Origin of the sequence: Streptomyces sp. NPDC058086 (assembly GCF_042885015.1) — a bacterium.
Lineage (GTDB): Bacteria > Actinomycetota > Actinomycetes > Streptomycetales > Streptomycetaceae > Streptomyces.
Genome location: NZ_JBHVST010000037.1, coordinates 1 through 23,419 on the forward strand (window position 1 = coordinate 1; position 23,419 = coordinate 23,419).

General features: G+C 71.3%; 25 protein-coding genes. 13 read left to right on the top strand and 12 right to left on the bottom strand.

Annotated elements, in window-relative coordinates:
* Positions 1 to 790: 790 nt before the first annotated feature.
* Entirely contained in the window at positions 791 to 2,782 is a 1,992-nt protein-coding gene (locus ACFVWD_RS26885) for an amino acid transporter (RefSeq protein ID WP_211118663.1), read from the top strand.
* Positions 2,783 to 2,811: 29 nt separating this feature from the next.
* Here ACFVWD_RS26885 and ACFVWD_RS26890 read toward each other — a convergent pair whose 3' ends face one another.
* On the bottom strand, positions 2,812 to 3,357 hold the full coding sequence (locus ACFVWD_RS26890) for a SixA phosphatase family protein (RefSeq protein WP_389599667.1): 546 nt from the start codon (positions 3,355 to 3,357) through the stop codon (positions 2,812 to 2,814).
* On the bottom strand, positions 3,354 to 4,034 hold the full coding sequence (locus tag ACFVWD_RS26895) for a hypothetical protein (RefSeq protein ID WP_389599669.1): 681 nt from the start codon (positions 4,032 to 4,034) through the stop codon (positions 3,354 to 3,356). Before ACFVWD_RS26895 ends, ACFVWD_RS26890 begins: the two co-directional genes overlap by 4 nt.
* A gap of 273 nt (positions 4,035 to 4,307) precedes the next feature.
* Between ACFVWD_RS26895 and ACFVWD_RS26900 the strand changes: the two genes are divergently transcribed.
* From ACFVWD_RS26900 to ACFVWD_RS26910, 3 genes are all read left to right on the top strand, one after another.
* Complete coding sequence (locus ACFVWD_RS26900) at positions 4,308 to 4,988, top strand: response regulator (protein ID WP_389599671.1); 681 nt, start codon at positions 4,308 to 4,310, stop codon at positions 4,986 to 4,988.
* A 113-nt stretch (positions 4,989 to 5,101) separates the two neighbouring features.
* Entirely contained in the window at positions 5,102 to 6,244 is a 1,143-nt protein-coding gene (locus tag ACFVWD_RS26905) for an acyl-CoA dehydrogenase family protein (RefSeq protein WP_389599673.1), read from the top strand.
* A gap of 2 nt (positions 6,245 to 6,246) precedes the next feature.
* A complete protein-coding gene (locus ACFVWD_RS26910; protein ID WP_389599674.1) occupies positions 6,247 to 7,416 on the top strand; it encodes an acyl-CoA dehydrogenase family protein in 1,170 nt (389 codons plus the stop codon).
* 118 nt (positions 7,417 to 7,534) lie between these two features.
* Here ACFVWD_RS26910 and ACFVWD_RS26915 read toward each other — a convergent pair whose 3' ends face one another.
* The 3 genes from ACFVWD_RS26915 to ACFVWD_RS26925 all read right to left on the bottom strand — a co-directional run bounded on the left by ACFVWD_RS26915 (position 7,535) and on the right by ACFVWD_RS26925 (position 9,858).
* On the bottom strand, positions 7,535 to 8,053 hold the full coding sequence (locus ACFVWD_RS26915) for a MarR family winged helix-turn-helix transcriptional regulator (RefSeq protein ID WP_389599676.1): 519 nt from the start codon (positions 8,051 to 8,053) through the stop codon (positions 7,535 to 7,537).
* Positions 8,054 to 8,139: 86 nt separating this feature from the next.
* Positions 8,140 to 8,805 carry an SDR family NAD(P)-dependent oxidoreductase gene (locus ACFVWD_RS26920; RefSeq protein WP_389599678.1) on the bottom strand — a complete coding sequence of 222 codons (666 nt, stop codon included), beginning with the start codon at positions 8,803 to 8,805 and terminating at the stop codon, positions 8,140 to 8,142.
* Between the two features lie 75 nt (positions 8,806 to 8,880).
* Positions 8,881 to 9,858 carry an aldo/keto reductase gene (locus tag ACFVWD_RS26925; protein ID WP_389599680.1) on the bottom strand — a complete coding sequence of 326 codons (978 nt, stop codon included), beginning with the start codon at positions 9,856 to 9,858 and terminating at the stop codon, positions 8,881 to 8,883.
* A gap of 275 nt (positions 9,859 to 10,133) precedes the next feature.
* Between ACFVWD_RS26925 and ACFVWD_RS26930 the strand changes: the two genes are divergently transcribed.
* Together ACFVWD_RS26930 and ACFVWD_RS26935 are read left to right on the top strand one after the other, a co-directional pair.
* Positions 10,134 to 10,541, top strand: a complete 408-nt coding sequence (locus ACFVWD_RS26930; protein ID WP_389599681.1) for a CoA-binding protein — start codon at positions 10,134 to 10,136, stop codon at positions 10,539 to 10,541.
* A gap of 75 nt (positions 10,542 to 10,616) precedes the next feature.
* Complete coding sequence (locus ACFVWD_RS26935) at positions 10,617 to 11,057, top strand: GNAT family N-acetyltransferase (protein WP_389599683.1); 441 nt, start codon at positions 10,617 to 10,619, stop codon at positions 11,055 to 11,057.
* 26 nt (positions 11,058 to 11,083) lie between these two features.
* On the opposite strand, the gene ACFVWD_RS26940 is transcribed toward ACFVWD_RS26935, so the two are convergent.
* Both ACFVWD_RS26940 and katG read right to left on the bottom strand, forming a co-directional pair.
* Positions 11,084 to 11,932, bottom strand: a complete 849-nt coding sequence (locus ACFVWD_RS26940; protein WP_389599685.1) for an alpha/beta fold hydrolase — start codon at positions 11,930 to 11,932, stop codon at positions 11,084 to 11,086.
* A 122-nt stretch (positions 11,933 to 12,054) separates the two neighbouring features.
* Positions 12,055 to 14,271 (bottom strand): catalase/peroxidase HPI, encoded by a 2,217-nt coding sequence (katG, locus tag ACFVWD_RS26945; RefSeq protein ID WP_389599686.1) that lies wholly within the window; start codon positions 14,269 to 14,271, stop codon positions 12,055 to 12,057.
* 484 nt (positions 14,272 to 14,755) lie between these two features.
* Here katG and ACFVWD_RS26950 point away from each other — a divergent pair, with 484 nt between their 5' ends.
* From ACFVWD_RS26950 to ppk2, 4 genes are all read left to right on the top strand, one after another.
* Positions 14,756 to 15,172, top strand: a complete 417-nt coding sequence (locus ACFVWD_RS26950) for a Fur family transcriptional regulator (protein WP_385374277.1) — start codon at positions 14,756 to 14,758, stop codon at positions 15,170 to 15,172.
* 164 nt (positions 15,173 to 15,336) lie between these two features.
* A complete protein-coding gene (locus tag ACFVWD_RS26955) occupies positions 15,337 to 16,365 on the top strand; it encodes an anion permease (protein WP_389599688.1) in 1,029 nt (342 codons plus the stop codon).
* Between the two features lie 19 nt (positions 16,366 to 16,384).
* Complete coding sequence (locus ACFVWD_RS26960) at positions 16,385 to 16,621, top strand: hypothetical protein (RefSeq protein ID WP_389599689.1); 237 nt, start codon at positions 16,385 to 16,387, stop codon at positions 16,619 to 16,621.
* 20 nt (positions 16,622 to 16,641) lie between these two features.
* Positions 16,642 to 17,526, top strand: a complete 885-nt coding sequence (gene ppk2 / locus ACFVWD_RS26965; protein WP_389599691.1) for a polyphosphate kinase 2 — start codon at positions 16,642 to 16,644, stop codon at positions 17,524 to 17,526.
* A gap of 16 nt (positions 17,527 to 17,542) precedes the next feature.
* On the opposite strand, the gene ACFVWD_RS26970 is transcribed toward ppk2, so the two are convergent.
* Positions 17,543 to 17,902 (bottom strand): metalloregulator ArsR/SmtB family transcription factor, encoded by a 360-nt coding sequence (locus ACFVWD_RS26970; protein WP_054229043.1) that lies wholly within the window; start codon positions 17,900 to 17,902, stop codon positions 17,543 to 17,545.
* 62 nt (positions 17,903 to 17,964) lie between these two features.
* On the opposite strand from ACFVWD_RS26970, the gene ACFVWD_RS26975 reads away from it, so the two are divergent.
* On the top strand, positions 17,965 to 19,071 hold the full coding sequence (locus ACFVWD_RS26975; protein ID WP_389599693.1) for a cation diffusion facilitator family transporter: 1,107 nt from the start codon (positions 17,965 to 17,967) through the stop codon (positions 19,069 to 19,071).
* Between the two features lie 4 nt (positions 19,072 to 19,075).
* On the opposite strand, the gene ACFVWD_RS26980 is transcribed toward ACFVWD_RS26975, so the two are convergent.
* Together ACFVWD_RS26980 and ACFVWD_RS26985 are read right to left on the bottom strand one after the other, a co-directional pair.
* Positions 19,076 to 19,633 (bottom strand): YbaK/EbsC family protein, encoded by a 558-nt coding sequence (locus ACFVWD_RS26980; RefSeq protein WP_101407910.1) that lies wholly within the window; start codon positions 19,631 to 19,633, stop codon positions 19,076 to 19,078.
* Positions 19,634 to 19,676: 43 nt separating this feature from the next.
* Positions 19,677 to 20,249 carry a helix-turn-helix domain-containing protein gene (locus tag ACFVWD_RS26985; RefSeq protein ID WP_389599695.1) on the bottom strand — a complete coding sequence of 191 codons (573 nt, stop codon included), beginning with the start codon at positions 20,247 to 20,249 and terminating at the stop codon, positions 19,677 to 19,679.
* A gap of 107 nt (positions 20,250 to 20,356) precedes the next feature.
* Here ACFVWD_RS26985 and ACFVWD_RS26990 point away from each other — a divergent pair, with 107 nt between their 5' ends.
* A complete protein-coding gene (locus ACFVWD_RS26990) occupies positions 20,357 to 21,214 on the top strand; it encodes an EamA family transporter (RefSeq protein WP_389599697.1) in 858 nt (285 codons plus the stop codon).
* Positions 21,215 to 21,230: 16 nt separating this feature from the next.
* On the opposite strand, the gene ACFVWD_RS26995 is transcribed toward ACFVWD_RS26990, so the two are convergent.
* Positions 21,231 to 21,998 carry an acyltransferase gene (locus ACFVWD_RS26995; RefSeq protein ID WP_389599699.1) on the bottom strand — a complete coding sequence of 256 codons (768 nt, stop codon included), beginning with the start codon at positions 21,996 to 21,998 and terminating at the stop codon, positions 21,231 to 21,233.
* A gap of 130 nt (positions 21,999 to 22,128) precedes the next feature.
* Here ACFVWD_RS26995 and ACFVWD_RS27000 point away from each other — a divergent pair, with 130 nt between their 5' ends.
* Positions 22,129 to 22,659, top strand: a complete 531-nt coding sequence (locus ACFVWD_RS27000) for a gamma carbonic anhydrase family protein (protein WP_389599700.1) — start codon at positions 22,129 to 22,131, stop codon at positions 22,657 to 22,659.
* A gap of 97 nt (positions 22,660 to 22,756) precedes the next feature.
* Here ACFVWD_RS27000 and ACFVWD_RS27005 read toward each other — a convergent pair whose 3' ends face one another.
* The gene (locus ACFVWD_RS27005) at positions 22,757 to 23,407 is read right to left on the bottom strand and encodes a DedA family protein (RefSeq protein ID WP_389599701.1); all 651 of its coding nucleotides are present in this window, start codon (positions 23,405 to 23,407) and stop codon (positions 22,757 to 22,759) included.
* Positions 23,408 to 23,419: the final 12 nt, after the last annotated feature.

The following is a 23,419-nucleotide window of genomic DNA, read 5'->3' on the forward strand; positions in this document are numbered from 1 at the left end:
ACGGCCACCGACTCCGCCACGCACCGCGCCCGACCGCGGCCGCGGGCCCGCCAATGATCGCCTCCCGCAGACGCACCACGCCAGTCACAGCACGCTCGACCGCGCACAGCGCCGCCCGTCCCGGCGCGGACAGCCTCAGTGGCCTCGCACCCAGCGGCTCCGGCCGCGACGGACCGACCTCACGCCACCGACTCCGCCGCGCACCGCGCCCGACCGCGGCCGCGGGCCCGCCAATGATCGCCTCCCGCAGACGCACCACGGCACTCGCAGCACGCTCGACCGCGCACAGCGCCGCCCGTCCCGGCCCGGACAGCCTCACTGGCCTCACACCCAGCGGCTCCGGCCGCGACGGGCCGACCTCACGGCCACCGACTCCGCCGCGCACCGCGCCGGCCCGCGGCCGCGGGCCCGCCAATGATCGCCTCCGGCGGAGGCACCACGCCCCCGGCCGGTCACGCGAGCGCCCCGGTGGAGGCGCCCCGAGCCCCACGTCATCGCCCCGGCGACAGCACGACAGCCCCGGTCGCCTCGCGGCCAACCCAATGCCCCCGTCGGCCAACCCATGTCGCCCCTCCGCCAACCCATTTGTCGCCCCTCGGCCGACCCATTTGCCGCCCCTCGGCCGACCCATTTGTACCCCCTCGGCCGCCCCCTGTCGCCGCCCCGGTCCCGGCGGGGACCCTCCGGACGTCCGGACCCGGCTCAGGTGCGCGGGGCGAGGTGGTGGATACTCGCTCCTCGTTGCCCGAAGCCGGATCGCCGGCCCGACCGATTGCAGGGAGATCGCAGCATGACCGGCACCCAGGTGGACAGTTCGGACTCCGCGGAGCCCCTCGAACGGGAGCCCTCCGCAGCCGCGCCGCGCTGGCGGGCGTGGCTTCTGGAGGGACTCAGCGAGCAGTCGGCCAAGCACCCCGGCCCGCACGCCACCCCGGACGCCGAGCACCAGGGCCACAAATGGTGGCGGGTGATGTGCCTCACCGGCGTCGACTACTTCTCCACGCTGGGCTACCAGCCGGGCATCGCGGCCCTCGCCGCCGGGCTGCTCTCCCCTCTCGCGACCCTCGTCCTGATCGCGCTCACCCTGCTCGGCGCACTGCCGGTCTACCGTCGCGTCGCCAAGGAGAGCCCGCACGGCGAGGGTTCGATCGCGATGCTGGAGCGGCTGCTGCCCTGGTGGGCCGGGAAGATCTTCGTCCTGGTGCTGCTCGGCTTCGCGGCCACCGACTTCCTGATCACGATCACCCTGTCCGGAGCGGACGCCTCCGCACACGTCGTGGAGAATCCTTTTGCTCCGCACTGGATGCACGGCGGGAACACCTGGATCACCCTCCTTCTCATAGCCGCGCTGGGCGCGGTCTTCCTGAAGGGCTTCAAGGAGGCCATCGGGATCGCGGTGGCGCTCGTGGCCACCTATCTCACCCTCAATGTCGTCGTTCTGGCCGTCTCCGCCTGGCAGGTGCTCAGCCACCCGGTCAAGATCGGCGACTGGACCGACGCGATGACGGCCGAACACTCCTCGCCGCTCGCCATGATCGGCGTGGCGCTCCTCGTCTTCCCGAAGCTGGCGCTCGGCATGTCCGGCTTCGAGACGGGCGTGGCGGTGATGCCGCAGGTCGAGGGCGACCCGACGGACACCTACGAGAAGCCGACGGGCCGGATCCGCGAGACCCGCAGGCTGCTCACCACGGCCGCCGTGATCATGAGCGGCTTCCTGCTGCTGTCCAGCCTGGCGACGACGATCCTGATCCCGCAGGACGAGTTCAAGAGCGGCGGCTCGGCGAACGGCCGTGCCCTCGCCTACCTGGCCCACCAGCACCTGGGCGAGGCGTTCGGCACGGTCTACGACCTCTCGACCATCGCGATCCTCTGGTTCGCGGGTGCCTCCGCGCTCGCCGGTCTCCTCAACCTCGTGCCGCGCTATCTGCCGCGCTACGGCATGGCCCCCGAGTGGACGCGTGCCGTCCGCCCCCTCGTGCTCGTCTTCATGGCGGCCGCGGTCCTCATCACGCTGTGGTTCAACGCGAACGTCGACGACCAGAGCGGCGCGTACGCGACCGGTGTGCTGGTCCTGATGCTCTCCGCCTCCTTCGCCTCGGCGGTCGCCGTGCACCAGCGTGGCCACCGCGCCGCCGCGATCGGCTTCGGCGCGATCACCGCGGTCTTCGGCTACACCCTGGTCACCAACGTCATCGAACGCCCCGACGGCATCAAGATCGCGCTGATCTTCATCCTGGCGATCCTGATCACCTCGTTCGCCTCCCGGGTGCGCCGCGCCTTCGAACTGCGCGCCGCCGAGGTCACGTTCGACGAGGCCGCGGCCCGTTTCATCGACGAGGCCGCGGCGAGCGGACCGCTGCGGCTGATCGCGAACGAGCCGCACGAGCACAGCACCCGGGAGTACCGCGCCAAGGAGTACAGCCAGCGCGAGCAGACGCACATCCCGGACGGCCGTCCCGTGCTGTTCCTGGAGGTGTTCGTGACCGACTCCTCGGACTTCACCGCCGACCTGACCGTGCACGGCGACGAGAAGCACGGGGTGCGCAGGCTGCGCGTCGAGGGCGCGACCGTGCCCAACACGATCGCAGCCGTCATGATGCGACTGCGCGACCGCACCGGCCAGGTCCCGCACGCCTACTTCAACTGGACCGAGGGCAACCCCCTCAGCCACCTGGTCCGCTTCCTCGTCTTCGGCGACGGCGAGGTCGCCCCGGTCACCCGCGAAGTGCTGCGGCGCGCCGAGCCGGACCCCGAACGCAGGCCCCGGATCCACGTGGGCTAGGCCCTGTACTCAAATTCCCGTCTGCCCCGTCAGTCCTTCTTCTTGCCCCGCGGCACGGTCATGCCCGTCAGCAGTGCCGTGCCCGGGGCGAGCGCGTCCCAGGAGTCTCCGTGCCAGGCGAGGACCGCTGTCGCGGAGGTCGGGAACTTCGTCCGTACGTCGTCCAGCGCGTCGTCGAGGCTGTCCCCGGCCAGTTCGAGCACGAGTTCCTCCAAGCCGGGGTTGTGTCCGATCAGCAGCAACGTCCCGATCCGGTCGGGGACTTCGTGCAGGGCCGCCAGCAACTCCGGTACCTCGGCGCCGTACAACCGCCGGTCGAACCGTACGGGCGGCGGGGTGCCCCACTGCCGCGCCGCCAACTCCCAGGTCTGGCGGGCGCGTACGGCGGTGGAGCACAGGGCGAGGTCCGGCAGACAGTCCGACTCGGCGAGGGCACGTCCGGCGGCCGGGGCGTCGCGGCGGCCGCGCGGGGCGAGGGGCCGCTCGTGGTCGGCGACGCCCGTCGGCCATGCCGACTTGGCGTGCCGCAGGACGACGAGTCTGCGCAGCGGGCCCGCTCCGGCGCGTGCGATCACCGCTGCGCCCCGATGTCACGGGTGAGTTCGAGCCCGAGGAGACGGTCCGCGTAGGCGTACGTCTCGAAGCGGGCGCCGTCCGGCACGTCGTCCGCGTGCTCGACGCGCCGCAGCACCTCCAGTACGGCGGGTACGTCGAGGTCGTCCTCCCACGCGGCGCGCAGCTCCTGGCGTACGCGCTCGGGGACGGGCTTGGACGGCCGGGTGGCCCAGGTGGCGACGGACTTGCGCCAGCGCGCGAGCGTCTCCCGGGCGCCGTCGAGGTCGGCGGTGGCGAAGTCGACGGGCTGTCGGCGGGGGGCCGCGAGCAGGACCATCCTCAGCAGCGCCGGGTCGGCCGTGCCGCGCACCGGGGCGACCTCGACGCGGATGCCCTCCACGGCGGTGGCGCCGGGCACGAGCACATGCAGGGCCGGGCCCGCACCGCTCCGGTCGCCCTCGGCCCGGCGGATGCCGAGCGCGTCGGCGCGCGCCCGGAGCTCCGCGGGCGGGTCGGCCACGGTGACGACGGGGGTCCCACCGAGTTCCAGGGTCCTGGCGAGCACGTCGGCGACCAGCAGCACGCGCAGTGCGGACAGATCGTCCCGCTCCACGTGCGCCTCGATGCGCGTCAGGCTCCGGCGGGCAGGGACGGCGTCGATGGGCTCGCCCGTTCGGGCGTCGGTGATACGCAGCACGGAGCGAGCGTAGGCGGGCGCGAGCCCGGGCGCAGGGAGGTCGGACCGATTCCGGACACGCGGGCTTCCCCGGCTGTCCCTCCGTATGAGGTGTGAGTGGTTCCACCCCGGTGGTGTAGCCCACTGCACCAGAGGTTCGGGAGATCACTCTCTCGTGGGCGCGACCGGGGGACGGGAGGGTTGATCCCGACGGAGAACGGCCCGTCGACCTCGGAGATCTCCCCTCCTCACGCTTCCTCACGCTCCTTCGGCCCGGAAGAGGACCTCACCCCCATGACCATCCGTGTCCTGCTCGCCGACGACCAAGCCCTGCTGCGGGCGACGTTCCGCATCCTGATCGACTCCTGCTCCGACATGGAAGTGGTCGACGAGGCCGCCGACGGCCGGGCGGCGGTCTCGCTCGCGCGTACCCACCGCCCCGACGTCGTCCTCATGGACATCCGTATGCCGGGCGCCGACGGCCTCACCGCCACCGCCGCCATCTGCGCCGACCCCGACCTCTCCACCACCCGCGTCCTCATCCTCACGACGTTCGAGACCGACGAGGACGTGGCCCAGTCCCTGCGCGCCGGAGCCAGCGGCTTCCTCGGCAAGGACGTCACCGCGGACGAACTCCTGAGCGGCATCCGCACCGTGGCAGCCGGCGACGCGCTCCTCTCCCCCCGGGCCACGCACACCCTGGTCACCCGCTTCCTCGCCTCCCCCGCACCCAGCGCCCAGCCGGCGCTTCCCGGACAACTGGCGGCTCTCACCGCCCGCGAGCGAGAGGTGACCGCGCTGGCGGCCGAGGGAAAGTCCAACAACGAGATCGCCCAGGAACTCGTCGTCAGCCCGCTGACCGTCCGCACCCATGTGCACCGCGCCATGACCAAACTCCACGCCCGGGACCGCGCCCAACTGGTCGTCATCGCCTACCAGTGCGGCCTCGTACAGGTCTCACGGCCCCCGGAGTGAGCGAGCCCCGCCTGCGCGTCGACCCCCTGGCCACAGCGCCCCATCGTGGGTGAGAATGCCATATGCCAGATTTGGAGAATGTGACTTATGTCACTCACTAGGGGGCACGACTCGTGGACCTGGACTTCACGGACGACCAGACGGCGCTTCGCGACACATTGCGCACGTTCTTCGAGAAGGAGTCGTCCACCGCGGCGCTACGGGCGGCGGAGCCACTCGGGTTCGACGCGGCGCTGTGGCGCAAGGTCGTCGACCTGGGGCTCGCCGCGATCGCCGTACCCGAGCACCTCGGTGGCGGCGGTGCCGGTTTCGTGGAACTGGCCATCGCGGCGGAGTGCCTCGGGCAGTCCCTCGCTCCGGTGCCCCTGATCGAGGCGGCGGTGGCGAACGACCTCATCGCGTCGCTGTCCGACGGAGGTTCGTCGACGGACGCGGGCTCGTCGTCGTCCGGCGGGCCGGACGCCCGCCTGGAGTCCCTCACCGCACGCGCCGTCGCGGGCGAGCTCCTGGCGACCCTGGCTCTCCGCCCGGCCACGGGCGACCTAGCGCGGCTGGTTCCGGCGGGCGCGGTGGCCGATCTCGTGGCCGTCCTGCGGGATGACGAGCTCCTCCTGCTCCGGCAGCCGGACCGCGGCCCCGCCACGCCGGGCGGGGCCGTCCCCAATCTCGGGGCACTTCCGCTCGCCGACTGCCCCATCGACACGGAAGACGCCCTGGTGCTGGCGCGCGGACCGGCCGCCGTCCGCGCCTATCGCCGCGCCCTGAGCCGGTGGGAACTGCTGACCGGCGCGGCGCTCTTCGGCCTCGGCTCGAAGGCCCTCGACATCGGCGTCGACTACGTGATGCAACGCAAGGCGTTCGGCGTGCTCATCGGCACGTTCCAGACCATCCAGCACCGCCTGGCCGACAACGCGATCGCCCTCGACGGCACCCGCCTGCTGGCCTACGAGGCGGCCTGGGCGCAGGACGAGCACCTGCCCACGGCCGACACCTCGGCGACCATGGCGTTCCTGTTCGCCGCGGAGACCGCCTTCAAGACGACATCGGAGGTCCTGCACTTCCACGGCGGATACGGCTACACGCTGGAGTACGACATCCAGCTCTACTTCCGGCGGGCGAAGGCCTGGTCACAAGTCGCGGGCGACTCCCGCGCGGCGTACGCGCGACTCGCGCACCGCGTCTTCGGCGCGGCACCGGCACAGGCACCGGAACCGGCACCGGCACCGGCACCGGCACCGGCAGAGAGGGCGGGCTGACAATGGACTTCCGCGAATTCGACGAACTGGCCTCGCACCGCGAGGCGGCCTGCGCCTGGGTCGAGGCTCATGCGCGACCGGAGTGGGTGGAGGAACAGCGCCGCTCCGGCACGCATCAGACGGCCGAGCTGCATGCCCTGCTCGCGCGCGACGGGATCCTCGCGGCCGACTGGGCGCCCGAGTACGGCGGGAGCGAGGTCGATCCCGGCTTCGCCCGGGCCGTGTTCGACGAACTCGGCCGCATGGGGCTCGCCTCCGACGGCTGGTCCACGACCTCCATGGTGCTGCGCACCATCGAGCACGTGGGAACCGAGGAGCAGAAGCGCGAGTACATCCCGGCCGCGCTGCGCGGAGAGCGGCTGATCGCCCTGGGGTACAGCGAGCCGGACTCCGGCTCGGACGTCGCCGCGGCGAAGACCACCGCGGTCCGGGACGGTGACGAGTGGGTCATCAACGGCCAGAAGATGTTCACCAGCACCGCCCAGCTGTGCAGCCATGTGTTCGTGCTGGCCCGCACCGATCCGGACGTGCCGAAGCACAAGGGGCTGTCGATGTTCCTCGTGCCGACCGACAGCGCCGGGTACGACATCCAGCCGATCCACACGCTCGGCGGGCAGCGCACCAACGCCACGTTCTACGCCGGCGTGCGGGTCCCGGATTCCGCGCGCCTCGGCGGGGTCGACGGCGGGTGGGGCGTCATGCACGTGGCGCTGGTCCACGAACGCTCCGCCTCCAGCCCCGGCTCGGACGGCGGTTCTCTGGTCGAGGATCTGGCCGCCTGGGCACGCACCGCGCGACGCCCGGACGGGACGACGGTCCTCGACGACCCCCTGGCCGCCGAGCGGATCGGCAGGATGGCGGTCGACGAGGAGGTCACACGCCTGCTCGCCCTCCGCAACCGATGGCGCGCCCAGAAGGGCGACCTCCCCGGTGTCGAGGGGTCGATGTGGAAGCTGTTCGCCACGGAGGCCGCCCAGCGCCACTCCAGCGACATCCTCGACATCCTGGGCGCCGAGGGCGTACTGGCCCCCGAGGCGGCCGGCGCCCCCGCGGGCGGCAGGTTCGAGGAGGGCTTCCGGGCGGCGGTGGTCGGCACCATCTACGGCGGGACCAGCGAGATCCTCCGGGAGATCATCGCGGAGCGCCACCTCAGGCTGCCCAGGAACCGATGACGGTAGGGGGTCTTGCGGGGCGGCGGGGAACGCCGTACGGCAGGCGCTCCCGACCGGCGGCGCCGAGGCTCGACCGGGCCTCGGCGCCGGCCGGTCGGACGCAGCAGCCCGCGACCGGTCAGGCCTTGCCACGGACCTCGGGCGCCAGGTCGATCTCGTCCTCGGCGTGATCGAAGAAGTCGTCGGCCAGCCGATGGCACAGCGTGGCGAGCTGCTCAAGGTCTCCCGGCGACCAGTCCGCCAACGCGACCGACATCCCTCGGCAGCTCGCCTCCCGCACACGGTCGACCGCGTCCCGGCCGGCCGGCGTGAGTTCGATGCGCTGGGCTCGGCGGTCGTTCGGGTCCGGGACACGCGTCAGACAGCCGGTCTTCTCCAGCTGCTGCACCTGCCGGGTCACGTGGGACGCCTCGACGGACAGCAGGTTCGCCAGCTCACTGGGCCGCAGCGAGCCGGAGTCGGCGACCTGCCGCAACAGCGCGACGGCGGCCCGGTCCAGGGCCAGCCCGGCCAGCGCCATGAGGCGCTCATGCTGACGAACCCTGCTGGTCAGATACGAGATACGGGTGAGCGCACGCTCGATCTCGGCCACGTCCGTCAACGCGGGATCGGCTGCTGTGGGCGGCGGTGTCGACATGGGACGACTTTAACGTCTACTTGCATAAGTTAAGCAATATCGAGTGAGGCAGAAGGGGCCTGAGAGCGCTGCTCGGGCACCGCCCGTCAGGAGTCGAGGTCGTCGGCGAAGTGCCGGTAGCCGTGCTGGTCCCGGTGGATGTTCCAGATGGTCTCCGCGAGCGCGGCGGGGTCCTTCCTGGGGTGTCCGGGGCTGATCGCGCCGGGGATGACGAGTTGTGCGACGTGGATACCCTCGTCGGCGAGGGCGCCGTGCAACAGGTGTCCGTAGGCGCTCTCGGCGGCGAAGGCGATGGAGGTGCCGGCCCGGTCGGGGTGGGGTACCGCGGCGGTGCCGCCGTTGACGAAGACGATGGTGCCTCGGCCGAGGGCGCGCATGCCGGGCAGCACCTGGCGCACGGCGGCGACGGGGCCGTACACCGAGAACTCGATCGGTCCCACGAGGTCGGCGGGCGTGGTTTCCAGGACGGGCCGCATGAACTCCCGCTGCGGGACCGGGCTGTACTGCATGACCTCGATGGGCCCCAGGGTCGCGGTCGCCGCGTCCAGCGCCGCTTCGAGCGCCTTCGGGTCGCGTACATCGGCCGCGAAACCGCGCGCCGTCAGGCCCTCGCCCGCCAGGTCTGCGGAGAGCGCGTGCGCCCGGTCCGTGGTGCGGGTGATGAGAGCGACGTCGAACCCCTCGCGGCCGAACCGCCGTGCGACGGCGACTCCGAGGCCGGGTCCGGCTCCGATGATGGCGATGGTGGTCATGGTCTTCCTTGGGGCCTCGGGGGTGGGGCAGCTTACGAGGGGCAGCATGCCCCCCGTGGGCCCCCGCCGCTCGTTTCAGTAGCGGCCGCCTTCCGGTGCGGGAAGGGCGTCCAGGTCGGCCAGGGCCGCCGTGCTCAGCTCCACGTCCCCCGCGCCGGCGTTGTCCGCCAGGTACTTCGGGGTCTTGGTGCCGGGGATGGGGACGACGTACCGTCCCTGGGCGACCAGCCACGCAAGTGCCACCTGCGCCGGGGTGATCCCGGCCCGCTCGGCGATCTCACGGACCCGGCCGACGATGGCGAGGTTGGCGCGCAGCGCGTCCTGCTGGAAGCGCGGCAGCCGTCGCCGGAAGTCGTCCTCGGGCAGGTCGTCGAAGGAGGCGAACCGTCCGGCCAGGAAGCCGCGGCCCAGCGGCGAGAACGGCAGGAAGGCGATGCCCTGCTCCTCGCAGTACGGCAGCACCTCGGCCAGCGGGTCGCGGGTCCACAGCGACAGCTCGGACTGCACCGAGGCCACCGGGTGCACCGACTGCGCCCGCTCGATCTGCTCGACGTTCACCTCGGACAGGCCGATCTGCCGGGCCTTGCCCGCGGCCACGACCTCGGCCATGGCTCCCCAGGTCTCCTCGACGGGCACCTGGGGGTCGACGCGGTGCAGCTGGTAGAGGTCCACATGGTCGGTGCCGAGGCGGCGCAGGCTCTCGTCGATCGACTTCCGTACGTGCTCGGGGCGGCCGTTGTTGACGATGACCGGGGAGTTGCCGGGACCGCCGGTCGGATCGCTCACGACCAGGCCGACCTTCGTGGCCAGCACGGCCCGCTCCCGGTGGCCGCCCGCCAGCGCCCGTCCGACCAGTTCCTCGTTGGTGTGGGGGCCGTACACGTCGGCGGTGTCGATGAGGGTGGCGCCCAGGTCGAGCGCCTGGTGGACGACCGCGACGGAGGTGGCTTCGTCGCGCGGGGTCTTCATGTCGTACGAGAAGGTCATGCCCATGCACCCCAGGCCGATCACACCGACCTCGGGTCCCTTGCTGCCCAGTGTCGTGGTGCGCATGGCGTACGTCCTCTCGGTCGGCCGTGGTGAGTTCACGGCGTGCTTGCTGGTCCGCGCCCTCGGACGGGCGAACGGTCGAGGGGCATTCCCACCCTGCCCCTCACGCACGCCGCGTGGCAGACCGCGCTGTACCGGGGAGCGGCGTTCCCGGGTGCGACAGGGCCTCCCACGCCACGGGGAATCACCGTGTGTCTCATGCTGTTGTCCGGCTGAGCACGCATGACAGGCCACGCGGGCCCATGACAGTCCTTCACACCAGACCCAGGAGGCCGACCGTGTACGGCGACCCGGCAACGATCCGCAAGATCCTCACCGAACTCGGCGACACCTGGGCGATCGTGGGCCTCTCGTCCAACGAGCGACGCGCGGCGTACGGAGTCGCCGACGTCCTCCAGCGCTACGGCAAGCGGATCGTCCCCGTGCACCCGAAGGCCGAGACCGTCCACGGCGAGAAGGGCTACCCGTCGCTGGACGCGATCCCGTTCGACGTCGATGTCGTCGACGTCTTCGTCAACAGCGACCTCGCGGGGCTTGTTGCCGACGAAGCCGCCGCCGGCGGCGCCAAGGCCGTCTGGTTCCAGCTCGGCGTCGTCGACGAGGGCGCGTACGACCGTACCCGCGCCGCCGGACTCGACATGGTCATGGACCGCTGCCCCGCCATCGAGATCCCGCGCCTCGGCTGAGCCACCTCCGCACGCCAAGCCGGTTCGCGGCAAACCCGGTTGACAGCCTGTGGCGGGGATGGGTTTGCTGCTCCGGTGTCCACTCTCCGCTTCCAGCAGTCGGACGACGAGGCCGGTCTCAAGGACTGGCAGTACGTCCACAATGTCATCGTCCCTCCCGCCGCCCTGTCGCTCGACGAGGTCCGTGAGCGGGCCGGGCGCAACCACCTGGAGGTCGCGTACCTCGGCGACGTCCCGGTGGGCTGCTCGACCGTGCGTCCGCCGAAGGACGGCGGCTCGACGGCGACGGTGATCGCCCGGGTCCTGCCCGGACACCGTCGGCAGGGGTTCGGTGAGGAGCTCTACGAGCGCGGGCTGAAGCGGGCGCGGGCGCTGGGCGCGGACGTGATCGAGACGGTCGTACTGGCGTCCAACGAGGACGGGCTGCGGTTCGCCGTGCAGCACGGCTTCGTCGAGATCGAGAGGTACGTGCTGCCGGGCGAAACGGCCGAGTGGGTCGACCTGCGGCTGGCCTGAGTCAGGTCGGGACCGGCCTGGCCCGGTCACCGCGCCCGGTCGAGGAAGGCCGTCACCGTTTCCGTGAAGCGCCGGGGGTCGTCGAGCCACGGGTGGTGGCCGGCCTCCGGCTGGACGATCAGCTCCCCCTCGGGGATCAGCTCCGCCACGGCGGCGGCCACGCGCGGCAGTGGGCCACTGTCGAGTTCGCCCGCGAGCAGCAGGACCCGTGCCTCCAGCGTGGCGACGGCGGCGCGGGCCACGGCGGGTTCGAAGGCGCCGTCGGAGGCGTACAGGCCCGCGGCCTCCTCGTTGGTCTGTTCGACCTCGGTCTCGGCGTGCGCCTGCGCGGTCGCGTCCCAGCGGCCGTAGAAGAACGGGGCGACAGCGTCCCAGTCGGCATCGGCCGCCGAGCCCGCCCAGATCCGTTCGTAGGCGTCGTACCCTGCCGCGAACCACGGCTCGGCCTTGCGCCGCGCGGCCGCCTCCCGGCGGTGCTCCTCGGTGAAGTCGATACCGAGGGCCCGGGCGCGCCCGGTGACCGATGTGAGGGTGCGGATGCGGTCCGGATACCGGGCCGCGTAGAGGAGCGCGAGGTCACCGGCCGCCGAGTGGGCGAGGAGATCCACCCGCTCCAACCCGAGATGCGCCCTGAAGGCCTCGACGTCGTCGACCTGCCGGTCGCAGCGGTACGTCGCCGGGTCGGCCGGGACGGCGGAGTCGCCGGTCCCCCGCAGATCCAGCAGGAACAGCCGACGGTGCCGCGACAGTCCGCCGAGATCGCCGAGGTAGGCGGAGGCACGCATGGGACCACCGGGCAGACAGAGCAACGGCTCGCCCTCGCCCGTGACGTGGTAGGCAAGTTCGGTCCCGTCGGGGGCGGAGAAGATCGGCATTCCGTCATCCTCATGACGACGAGATGCTCGGGGCAAGCGTTTTTACGCGGCGCCGAGCCCCCCGACCAAAAAACGTCCAGGTCGGCCGATACGGGCCGACCTGGACGTCCTGGCCGGGATGATCAGACGAGGTCGAACCGATCGAGGTTCATGACCTTGTCCCACGCCGCGACGAAGTCCTTCACGAACTTCGCCTTGGCGTCATCGCCCGCGTAGACCTCGGCGAGCGCGCGCAGCTCGGAGTTCGAGCCGAAGACGAGGTCGGCACGGGTGCCGGTCCACTTGACCTCGCCGGTGGCGTCGTCGCGGGCCTCGAAGGTGGTCGCGTCCTCGGACGTCGGCGTCCACGTCGTGCCCAGGTCGAGCAGGTTGACGAAGAAGTCGTTGGTCAGCGTTCCGGGGGTCGCGGTGAGGACACCGTGCGCCGACTGCTGGTGGTTCGCGCCCAGGACGCGCAGGCCACCGACGAGGACCGTCAGCTCGGGGGCGCTCAGGGTCAGCAGGTTCGCGCGGTCCAGCAGCAGGTACTCGGCCGGGAGGCGGTTGGCCTTGCCGAGGTAGTTGCGGAACCCGTCGGCGGTCGGCTCCAGCGCGGCGAAGGACTCCGCGTCGGTGTGCTCGTCCGTCGCGTCGACACGGCCCGGGGTGAAGGGCACCTCGACGTCGTGACCGGCGTCCTTGGCGGCCTTCTCGACCGCGGCGCTGCCACCGAGGACGATCAGGTCGGCCAGGGAGACCTTCTTGGCACCGGTGTTGAACTCCCGCTGGATGCCCTCCAGCGTGCGCAGCACCGCCGCGAGCTGGTCGGGGTCGTTGGCCTCCCAGCCGCGCTGCGGCTCCAGGCGGATGCGCGCGCCGTTGGCGCCGCCGCGCTTGTCGCTGCCGCGGAACGTCGAGGCGGACGCCCACGCGGTGGAGACCAGCTGCGGGACGGTCAGGCCCGAGTCGAGGATCTTCGCCTTGAGGGCGGTGACGTCGTCGGCGCCGATGGCCTCGCCGTCCGCCTCCGGCAGCGGGTCCTGCCACAGCAGGGTCTCCGCCGGGACCTCCGGGCCGAGGTAGAGCGACTTCGGGCCCATGTCACGGTGGGTCAGCTTGTACCAGGCGCGGGCGAAGGCGTCCGCGAACTCCGCGGGGTTCTCGTGGAAGCGGCGGGAGATCGGCTCGTAGATCGGGTCGACGCGCAGCGAGAGGTCGGTGGTGAGCATCGTGGGCAGACGCTTCTTCGACGGGTCATGCGCGTCGGGGACGGTCGCCTCGGCGTCCTTCGCCACCCACTGGTTGGCGCCGGCGGGGCTCTGGGTCAGCTCCCACTCGTAGCCGAAGAGGTTGTCGAAGAAGCCGTTGCTCCACTGGGTGGGCGTGGTGGTCCAGGTGACCTCCAGGCCGGAGGTGATGGCGTCCGCGCCCTTGCCGGTGCCGTACGTGCTCTTCCAGCCCAGGCCCTGCGCCTCGATCGGGGCGGCCTCGGGGTCGGCACCGACGCTCTCCGCCGGACCCGCGCCGTGGGTCTTGCCGAAGGTGTGACCGCCCGCGATGAGGGCGACGGTCTCCTCGTCGTTCATCGCCATGCGGCGGAACGTCTCACGGATGTCGCGGGCCGCGGCGATCGGGTCCGGGTTGCCGTTGGGGCCCTCGGGGTTGACATAGATGAGGCCCATCTGGACGGCGCCGAGCGGGTTCTCCAGCTCGCGGTCGCCGGTGTAGCGCTGGTCGTCGAGCCAGGTGGTCTCGGGACCCCAGTACACGTCCTCCTCGGACTCCCAGACGTCCGCGCGGCCGCCGGCGAAGCCGAAGGTCTCGAAGCCCATCTGCTCCAGGGCGACGTTACCGGTGAGGATCATGAGGTCGGCCCAGGAGAGGCTCTGGCCGTACTTCTTCTTGACCGGCCACAGCAGGCGGCGGGCCTTGTCGAGGTTGCCGTTGTCCGGCCAGCTGTTGAGGGGGGCGAAGCGCTGCTGACCGGCGCCGGCGCCACCGCGGCCGTCGCTGATGCGGTAGGTGCCCGCGCTGTGCCAGGCCATCCGGATCATGAACGGGCCGTAGTTGCCGAAGTCGGCCGGCCACCAGTCCTGCGAGGTGGTCAGCACCTCGGCGATGTCCTGCTTCACGGCCGCGAGGTCGAGGGTCTTGAACGCCTCGGCGTAGTCGAACTCCTCACCGAGGGGGTTCGCCACGGCGGGGTTCTTGGCGAGGATCTTCAGGTTGAGCCGCTCCGGCCACCACTGGCGGTTTCCACCGCCCTGGGTCGGGTGCGCGGCGCGCCCGTGCGCGACGGGGCAGCCACCTGCGCCCTCCGATTTCGCATCGGTGACGATTGCATCATGGTTCTCGGACATGGGAATCCTTCCGGACGGGGCGGATCACTGTGCTCAGGAACTGCGGGCGGTGGAACAGTCGGTCGAAACAGCCGAAACAGCCGGGGCACAGGCCCCTGGGGACGTCGTCGACGACACCGTACGACCGGCACATGACGTAGGGGTGGCAGTCGCCGACGCGTCGCTCGAACCGGGTCGGGCCGCCGGGTTGGGCACGGCGTACGCGGCGCACCGCGATGGGCGCGCGGAGCGCCCCGAGCGCGGGGCGCCGGCGCCACTCGCGTGGGCGATGCGCCTCGCGCGGACCTTGCGCTCGGGGATGCGCTCGCGGCTGAAGTGGGCGAGCTCCACCCGTCTCCTGAACCGTCACGTGCTTTCCCCTGCTGTTGTCCTGTCCCTTGGCTGCCGCCAGAACCGATCCTACGATGGACACAGTCCAAGTCAATACGAGAACCAGACCCGTACGGATTCATTCGTCAGACGATGCATGGTTAGGCTGGTGAGCATGAGTGACCTGCTCGAACGACTTCGCGGACGCGGCTGGCGGATGACCGCCCAGCGCCGGGTGGTCGCCGAGGTACTCGACGGCGAGCACGTACATCTCACCGCGGACGAGGTGCTCGCACGCGCCACCGCCCGGTTGCCGGAGATCTCCCGCGCGACCGTCTACAACACCCTCGGCGAGCTCGTTTCGCTCGGCGAGGTGATCGAGGTGGCCACCGACGGCCGCGCCAAGCGCTACGACCCGAACGCCCACCGCCCCCACCAGCACCTGGTGTGCTCGGTCTGCGGCGCCATCCGGGACGTCCATCCCAGCGGCGACCCCCTGTCCGATCTGCCCGCATCCGAGCGGTTCGGCTTCACCGTCTCCGATGTCGAGGTGACCTACCGGGGCCTGTGCCCCGACTGTGGCCGCGCATAGGACGAGTTGCCGCGCACAGGACGAGTTTCAGCCAACGCACGCCGACCGCCCCCTGGGCGAACCGCATCGAGGCCTGATCCCCCACACCCTCACCTCCACTCCGGCTCACACCACCTTCGTCTCCGGTTCGTCCGGCGTACGCCTGTGGTCGCTTCCATGAGGGGATGGACCACATCACGTTCCTCGTGGCGGTCGTCATCGGCGGGGCGTTCCTGTCCACCGAGGTCGCGAAGACCATCTCGGGCGGCATCGTGGACGACACCCTGGTCACACCGGGGATGATCTTCGCGGGCCTGGTCGGGGCGATTCTCTGGAATCTGCTGACCTGGCCGCTCGGGCTGCCCTCCAGTTCCTCGCACGCCCTGTTCGGCGGACTGATCGGGGCGGTGTGGGTCGGCGCGGGCGAGCACGGCGTGCACTTCGACAAGGTGGTCGAGAAGGTGCTGGTCCCGGCCGTGGCCTCGCCGGTCGTGGCGGGCGTGGCCGCGCTGCTGGCCACCTACCTCGCGTACAAGATCACCGCGCGGGCCCGCCGGGACTCGGTGACCAAGGGCTTCCGGCTCGGCCAGATCGCCTCGGCCTCGCTCGTCTCCCTCGCGCACGGCACGAACGACGCCCAGAAGACGATGGGCGTCATCACGCTGACGCTGATCTCGGCGGGGGCGCTGGGCCACGACGCCGGTCCCCCGGTGTGGGTGATCGCGTCCGCCGGTCTCGCCATCGGACTTGGCACCTACCTCGGCGGCTGGCGGATCATCCGCACGATGGGCAAGGGGCTCACCGACATCCAGTCGCCGCAGGGCTTCGCGGCCGAGGCCGCCGCCACCATCGTGATCCTCACCTCCGCCCACCTGGGTTTCGCGCTCTCCACCACACAGGTCTGCTCCGGCGGCATCCTCGGGGCAGGTCTGGGCAGGCGGCTGGCCGAGGTCCGCTGGGGCACGGCGGGGCGCATGGTGATCGCCTGGCTGGTCACACTGCCCGCCGCCGCGCTGGTCGGCGGGGTCTCGGCGAGCGTGGTGAAGCACGGCGGCACCTTCGGCACCGTGGTGATCGCCCTGTGCGCCGCCGCCGTCGCCGCGTTCATCGTGCTCGCCTCGCGCCGCAATCCGGTGCGCGCCGACAATGTGAACGACGCCCACGAGGTCACCGTCCGTGCCGCGGTGCCGACGGCCGTCGGCACCGTCGCCTGAGCCAAGGGGAAGTCGTACGATGCATGTGGACTGGTCCGCACTCGGCGAGGTCACCGCGGTGAGCATCGCCGTCACTGTCGCAGTGGTGGTCGTCTTCGCGCTCGGCGTGCTGGGTGTCTCCCAGGTCGAGGCCGCACGCGAGAAGGACGCCGACGGCACCCACGCCCTCGGCTTCGCGCAGGCGGGACTGTGCTTCCTGGCCTGCGCGGCCGTCGTCGCGTACGGAATTTACCTGATCGTGCCGCAGTTCCACTGAGTGAAGCCGGGGAGGCCGCTATGACGCCATTGCTGACGGGTCTGACCGTCGATTACAGCGACCACGACGACCCGGTACTGATCCGCTCGGACGGCAGTCCGGTGGAGACCTGGCGTGAGAACTACCCGTACCACGAGCGCATGGAGCGCAAGGAGTACGAGTGGCACAAACGCCTCCAGCAGATAGAACTGCTGAAGCTGCAGAGCTGGATCAAGGCGACCGGCCGCCGCCTGGTCATCGTCTTCGAGGGGCGTGACGCGGCCGGCAAGGGCGGCACGATCAAGCGGTTCACCGAGCACCTCAATCCGCGCGGTGCCCGGGTCGTGGCGCTGGAGAAACCGACCGAGCGCGAGCGCGGCCAGTGGTACTTCCAGCGGTACGCGGAGCATCTGCCGACCGCGGGCGAGATCGTGATGTTCGACCGGTCCTGGTACAACCGGGCCGGCGTCGAGCGGGTGATGGGCTTCTGCACGGACGACGAGTACCGGCGCTTCATGAGGCAGGCGCCCGCCTTCGAACGGATGCTCGTCGACGACGGGGTGGACCTGATCAAGTTCTGGTTCTCCGTGTCGCAGGGCGAGCAGCGCACCCGTTTCACGATCCGCCAGGTCGATCCCGTACGACAGTGGAAGCTCAGCCCCATGGACCTGGCCTCCTTGGACCGCTGGGACGACTACACCGCCGCCAAGGTGGCCATGTTCGGCGAGACGGACACCGAACAGGCCCCCTGGACCGTGGTGAAGAGCAACGACAAGAAGCGGGCGCGTGTCGAGGCGATGCGCAGCGTCCTGGCCCGCTTCGCCTACGCGGACAAGGACGACGAAGTCGTCGGCAGCCCGGACCCGAGCATCGTGGGCGCGGCGGCGAATCTGCTGGAGGCGGGCGAGGACGACACCGGCCACTGAGTGCCGGGGGGTTCCGTCAGTCGTGCGGCGGACGGTCGGTGAGGCGGTGGTCGGCCAGGTTCAGCGCCTCGTCGACCACCCGGCGCAGATGGCCGTCACCTAGTGAGTAGATCACCCGGCGTCCCTCCTTGCGGGTGTTCACCAGACCGGCGAGACGCAGCCGGGCCAGATGCTGGCTGACGGCCGGGCGCGCGGCCCCGCACGCCTCGGTGAGCGTCGTGACATCGGCCTCTTGGCCGGTCAGCGCGTGCAGGAGGGTGAGCCGGGTGCGGTCGCCCAGGAGGGCGAGGAGTTCGGCGGCGAGCGCGAACTGTTCCTCGCCGGGGGTACGCGGATGCGCATCATGCGCAGGTGATAGGTGCATGCGTGCGCTCATACGCACATAATGGCCCTGTGGACGCCGACACGTCCACTCCCGCGCATCGGAAGGGGACCCCCGTGAGCGACCGGCACGACGAGCAAGGCCACAGCAACGGTCACGGCCACTCCCACGGCCACGGCCGCTTGGGGCACGACCAGCCACATCCCCACCCACACCCCCACTCGCACAGCACCCCTTCCGGCCTCCTCCCCCGTCTACGTCACCTCCTCACCCCCCACTCCCACGAGACCGGCGACAAGCTCGACTCCGCGCTGGAGTCCTCGGCGCGCGGTATGCGCGCCCTGTGGGTGTCCCTCGTCGTCCTCGGTACGACAGCCGTGGCGCAGGGGGTCGTGGTCGTGGTCTCCGGATCGGTCGCGCTGCTCGGCGACACGGTGCACAACGCCGCCGACGCGCTCACGGCCGTCCCTCTCGGCATCGCGTTCGTCCTGGGCCGGCGCGCGGCGACGCGCCGCTTCACCTACGGCTACGGCCGGGCGGAGGACCTCGCGGGCATCGTGATCGTGCTGACGATCGCCGCGTCCGGTGCCTTCGCGGCCTGGACGGCCCTCGAGCGGCTGATCGACCCGCGCCCCCTGCACCACATCCCGGTCGTCGCGGCGGCCGCGCTGATCGGCTTCCTCGGCAACGAGTGGGTCGCCCGGCACCGCATCCGGGTCGGGCGTGAGATCGGCTCGGCCGCCCTCGTCGCGGACGGTCTCCATGCCCGTACGGACGGCTTCACGTCACTGGCGGTGCTGGTGGGAGCGGGCGGCGCGGCACTGGGGTGGCAACTGGCCGACCCGCTGGTGGGCTTGGCGATCACGGCCGGGATCCTGCTGGTGCTGCGCGACGCCGCCCGCGAGGTGTTCCGGCGCGTGATGGACGCCGTGGACCCGGAGTTGGTCGACTCGGCCGAACGGGCGCTGCGGGAGGTCCCCGGCGTCCGCGGGGTGGGTGAGCTGCGGCTGCGCTGGATCGGGCACCGGCTGCGCGCCGAGGTGGCGGTCGTGGTGGACGGCGAGGCGAGCGTGCGACAGGCACACCGGATCGCCGTCGAGGCCGAACACGCCCTGCTGCACGCCGTACCGAAGCTGACCGCGGCCCTCGTACACGCCGATCCGGCCCCCGTGCCGGGCGAGACGGACCCGCACCTGGCGCTGGCGCATCACATGGTCGCCTGACCGGTCAGGCGATGCCCAGCCCCTCCAGCACCACCGCGTTCGGCAGTTCGGCGAACGCCTTGCCCGGTACCAGCAGCTTCCCGCGCCGACGGCCACTGCCCACCAGGACGTACGGCAGCTCGACGACCGCCGGGTCCACCAGCACCGGCCAGTCGCCCGGCAGTCCGATCGGGGTGATTCCGCCGTACTCCATGCCGCTCTCGCCGGTGGCGGTGTCCATCGGGGCGAACGAGGCCTTGCGGGCACCGAGTTGGCGGCGGACGGCACCGTTGACGTCGACCCGGGTGGCGGAGAGGACCACGCAGGCGGCGAGTGTGGTCTCGCCGCCGCGTTTGCCCGCGACGACCACGCAGTTGGCCGACTGGTCCAGCAGTTCCTTGCCGTAGTGCTCGACGAAGGTCGCGGTGTCGGCCCACTCGGGGTCCGTGTCGACGTACACGATCTGGTCGGCGGGGACGGTCCCGCGCCAGTGGCGTACGCCGTCCGCGACCGGGCGGGTGAGCTCGTCGAGGCAGTCGGGTGCGGCCGTGGCGTGGTCGAAGTGTCCGATGGGAGCGCGCATGACGGCACGCTAACAGCCGCTCCGGTCCGCCCGGCCGGGTGTCTCAGTGCACGAACGGGACCGACACCGCCATGACCATCTCCACCGGCACGTCGCCCTTGTTGGTGTACGTGTGGGGGGTGTTGGCCTCGAACGACACGCTCGCGCCCTCGGGGACGCGGTAGTCGGTCCCGTCGACGCTGAGGGTGAGTTCGCCCGCCATGACATGGACGAGTTCGACCGTCCCCGTGGGGTGCGGGTCCGAGGGACTGCCGTCGCCCGGCATCAGCCGCCAGTCCCACATCTCCAGCGGCCCGGGCGCCTCGGTGCCCGCGAGAAGGCGGTTGTAGCTGCCCGCGTCCGTGTGCCACAGCCGTACGGCCTGCTCGGCCGGGACGATCCGGACCTTGGGGCCCTGCTCGTAGTCGAGGAGGGTCGTGATGCTGACGCCGAGCGCGTCACCGATCTTCACGACGGTACCGATGCTGGGGTTGGTCCTGGCCTGCTCGATCTGGATGAGCATGCCACGGCTGACTCCGGCGCGGCCGGCGAGCACGTCCAGGGTGAAGCCGCGCTCGGTGCGCCAGCGCTTGACGTTGCGCGCCAGCGACTGGGTCAGCAGGTCGAGATCCGACACATTCCGTCCAATAGTCTGCGTCCAATATTCTAGATTACAGAGTTCAATAGAATGAACTATGCTGGGGTGCACCTGATCGTTCACTGAACTGTACTGCGAGGCGACCCATGACAGCGATCTTCGCTCTGGCCACCAGCCTCCTGTGGGGCCTGGCCGACTTCGGCGGCGGGCTGCTGACCCGGCGTACGCCCGCGCTGACCGTGGTCGTGGTCTCGCAGTCGATCGCGGCGGCGGTACTGGGCGCGATCGTGGTCGTGACCGGCGGCTTGAGCGCGGCGGGACCGCAGCTGTGGTTCGCGTTCGCCGCGGGACTCGTGGGACCCGTCGCGCTGCTCTCCTTCTACAAGGCGCTCGCCCTGGGCCCGATGGGCGTCGTCTCCCCGCTCGGCTCCCTGGCCGTCGCCGTCCCCATCACCGTGGGACTCTTCCTCGGGGAGCGCCCCGGACTGACGCAGGTGGCGGGCATCGCGGTCGCCGTCGTGGGCGTCGCGCTCGCCGGCGGGCCCCAGTTGACAGGCGCCCCCGTGCAACGGCAGGCGGTCCTCCTCACGCTGATCGCCGCGCTCGGCTTCGGCACGGTGTTCGTGCTGATCGCGGAGGCGTCCTCGTCGGTGACCGGGCTGTTCCTCGCGCTGTTCGTGCAGCGCCTGACCAACGTCGCCACCGGTGGCGCGGCGCTCCTCGTCTCCGTGCGACGCGGCGCCGCCGCCCTCCCCGAGGGCGGCTTCCCCTGGCTCTCCCTGCCCGCACTCGCCTTCGTCGGCCTCGCGGACGTCGCGGCGAACGGCACATACTCCGTCGCCGCCCAGCACGGCCCGGTCACGGTGGCCGCCGTCCTCGCCTCGCTCTATCCGGTGGTCACGGCCCTGGCCGCACGCGGCTTCCTCAGCGAACGGCTACGCGGAATCCAGGCGGCGGGCGCGGGCCTGGCACTGGTCGGCACGGTACTGCTGGCCACCGGCTGATCAGTCCCGACCGGCTTCAGGACGACTCGGCGTCCAGCTCCGCCAGCCGCTCCACGGTCTCCTCGTCCAGCTCCGACAGCGCGAGCAGTTGCTCCGGTGTCACCCCGTCGGGAATCGGGACCGGCGCGGGCGTCCGCAGCGGCGGCTGCCAGCCGTCGACCGCGTCCCAGCGCCGTACGACCCGGGCGGGAGCCCCCGCCACGACCGAGTGGTCCGGCACCGCGCCGCGCACCACCGCACCGGCCGCCACCACGACGTTCCGCCCGATCCGCGCCCCCGGCAGGATCACCGCCCCGGTGCCGATCCAGCAGCCGGATCCGATCTCCACCGGCTCCATCCGGGGCCACTGCTTGCCGATGGGCACGTGCGGATCGTCGTACGAGTGGTTCGTGGACGTCACATACACATACGGCCCGAAGTAGCAGTCGCTGCCGATCGTGACCGTCGTGTCGGCGATGACGTGGCTGCCGCGGCCGAGCACGACACCGTCACCGACGCGCAGGATCGGGTCGGCGCCGAGGTCGAGGCCGGGCATCAGACCGGCGGTGAGCGTGACCTGTTCGCCGACGATGCAGTGGGCACCGAGATGGATCCAGGGCTCACCGAAGACGGTGCCGAGCGGGAAGGCGAGTCTGGTACCCGTTCCCATCGCGCCGAAGCGCAGCCGCCCCGGGTGCTCGGCCGTCACCGAACCCGTGCGCTGCACCCAGGCCCAGCCCGCGTGGACGGCGCGCTGCGCGAGGCGGCGCCGCCATGATGAGAACACGTTCCTGTTGCTGGGCACCCGCTCACCGTACTCAGGGCGACCTGGGCCAAGCAGGGATCACCGCTGTGATCTTCGCCCCACCGGGGCCGGGAGCGATGGCATACGGTGCCGCTGTACCGCCGCCGCCGACGACAACGAGGAGACGCTGATGACGCAGCAGGCGCTGATCATGGGGATCGGCGGCAAGGACCCGCGGGTGGACCCGGAGGCGTTCACGGCACCGATGTCCGTGGTGATCGGGGACGTCACCCTGCACGCGGGCGCGAGCGTCTGGTACGGCGCGGTACTGCGCGCCGACTTCGGCCCGATCGTCGTCGGCGCCGACAGCAACATCCAGGACAACTGCACCCTCCACGTCGACCCGGGCTTCCCGATCACGGTCGGCGAGCGTGTCTCGGTCGGCCACAACGCCGTGCTGCACGGCGCGACGGTCGAGGACGACTGCCTGATCGGCATGGGCGCCACGGTCCTCAACGGCGCGGTGATCGGCGCCGGTTCCCTGGTGGCGGCCCAGGCCCTGGTCCCCCAGGGGATGCAGGTGCCGCCGGGCTCCCTGGTGGCCGGAGTCCCCGCCAAGGTCAAGCGCCCCCTGACGGAGGAGGAACGCCAGGGGCTCACCCTGAACGGCACCTTCTACGTGGACCTGGCAAAGACGCACAAGCAGGCGCACGAAGGCTGAGGGGCGCCCCGCAGGGGCGCGGGGCCGTGTCACTGCGCGGCTCCGCCGCGTGGGCACGCCCAGCCGCACACCACCCGCACGCACCCGACAACGAAAACTACTCGGGAGCCGTCACCGGCTCCCGCTCCCCCGTCTCGATCTCCGCCGCCGCCTTCTTCGCCTTGCGCTTCACGATCAGCATCGAGGCAAGCCCGATGAGCACGGCCACCACGAGCCCGACCCACGAGAACCGCTTCAGCCAGGACTCGGCGACGACTCCCACGTAGTAGATGACCGCGGTGGTACCCCCGGCCCAGATGATCCCGCCCAGCACATTGGCGATCAGGAACTTCCAGTACGGCATCTTCAGCACACCCGCGAGCGGCCCCGCGAAGATCCGCAGCAGCGCGATGAACCGGCCGAAGAAGACGGCCCACATGCCCCACTTCTGGAAGGACCGTTCGGCGGTCGCGACGTGCCCCGCACTGAAGTGCTTGGGGAACTTCGCGCCCAGCCAGGCCAGCAGGGGGCGCCCGCCCTTGCGGCCGATGGCATAGCCGATGGAGTCGCCGACGATCGCGCCGATGCTGGCGCACGCCCCGAGGATGACGGGGTTGATGCCCGAGTGCTGCGAGGACAACAGCGCCGCCGAAACCAGGATGATCTCGCCGGGCAACGGGATGCCCAGGCTCTCCAGGCCGATGACCAGGGCCACCAGCGCATAGATGCTGACCGCGGGCACCGTCTCGAGCCAATGCTGGACGTCCAACGCCGGTTCCTC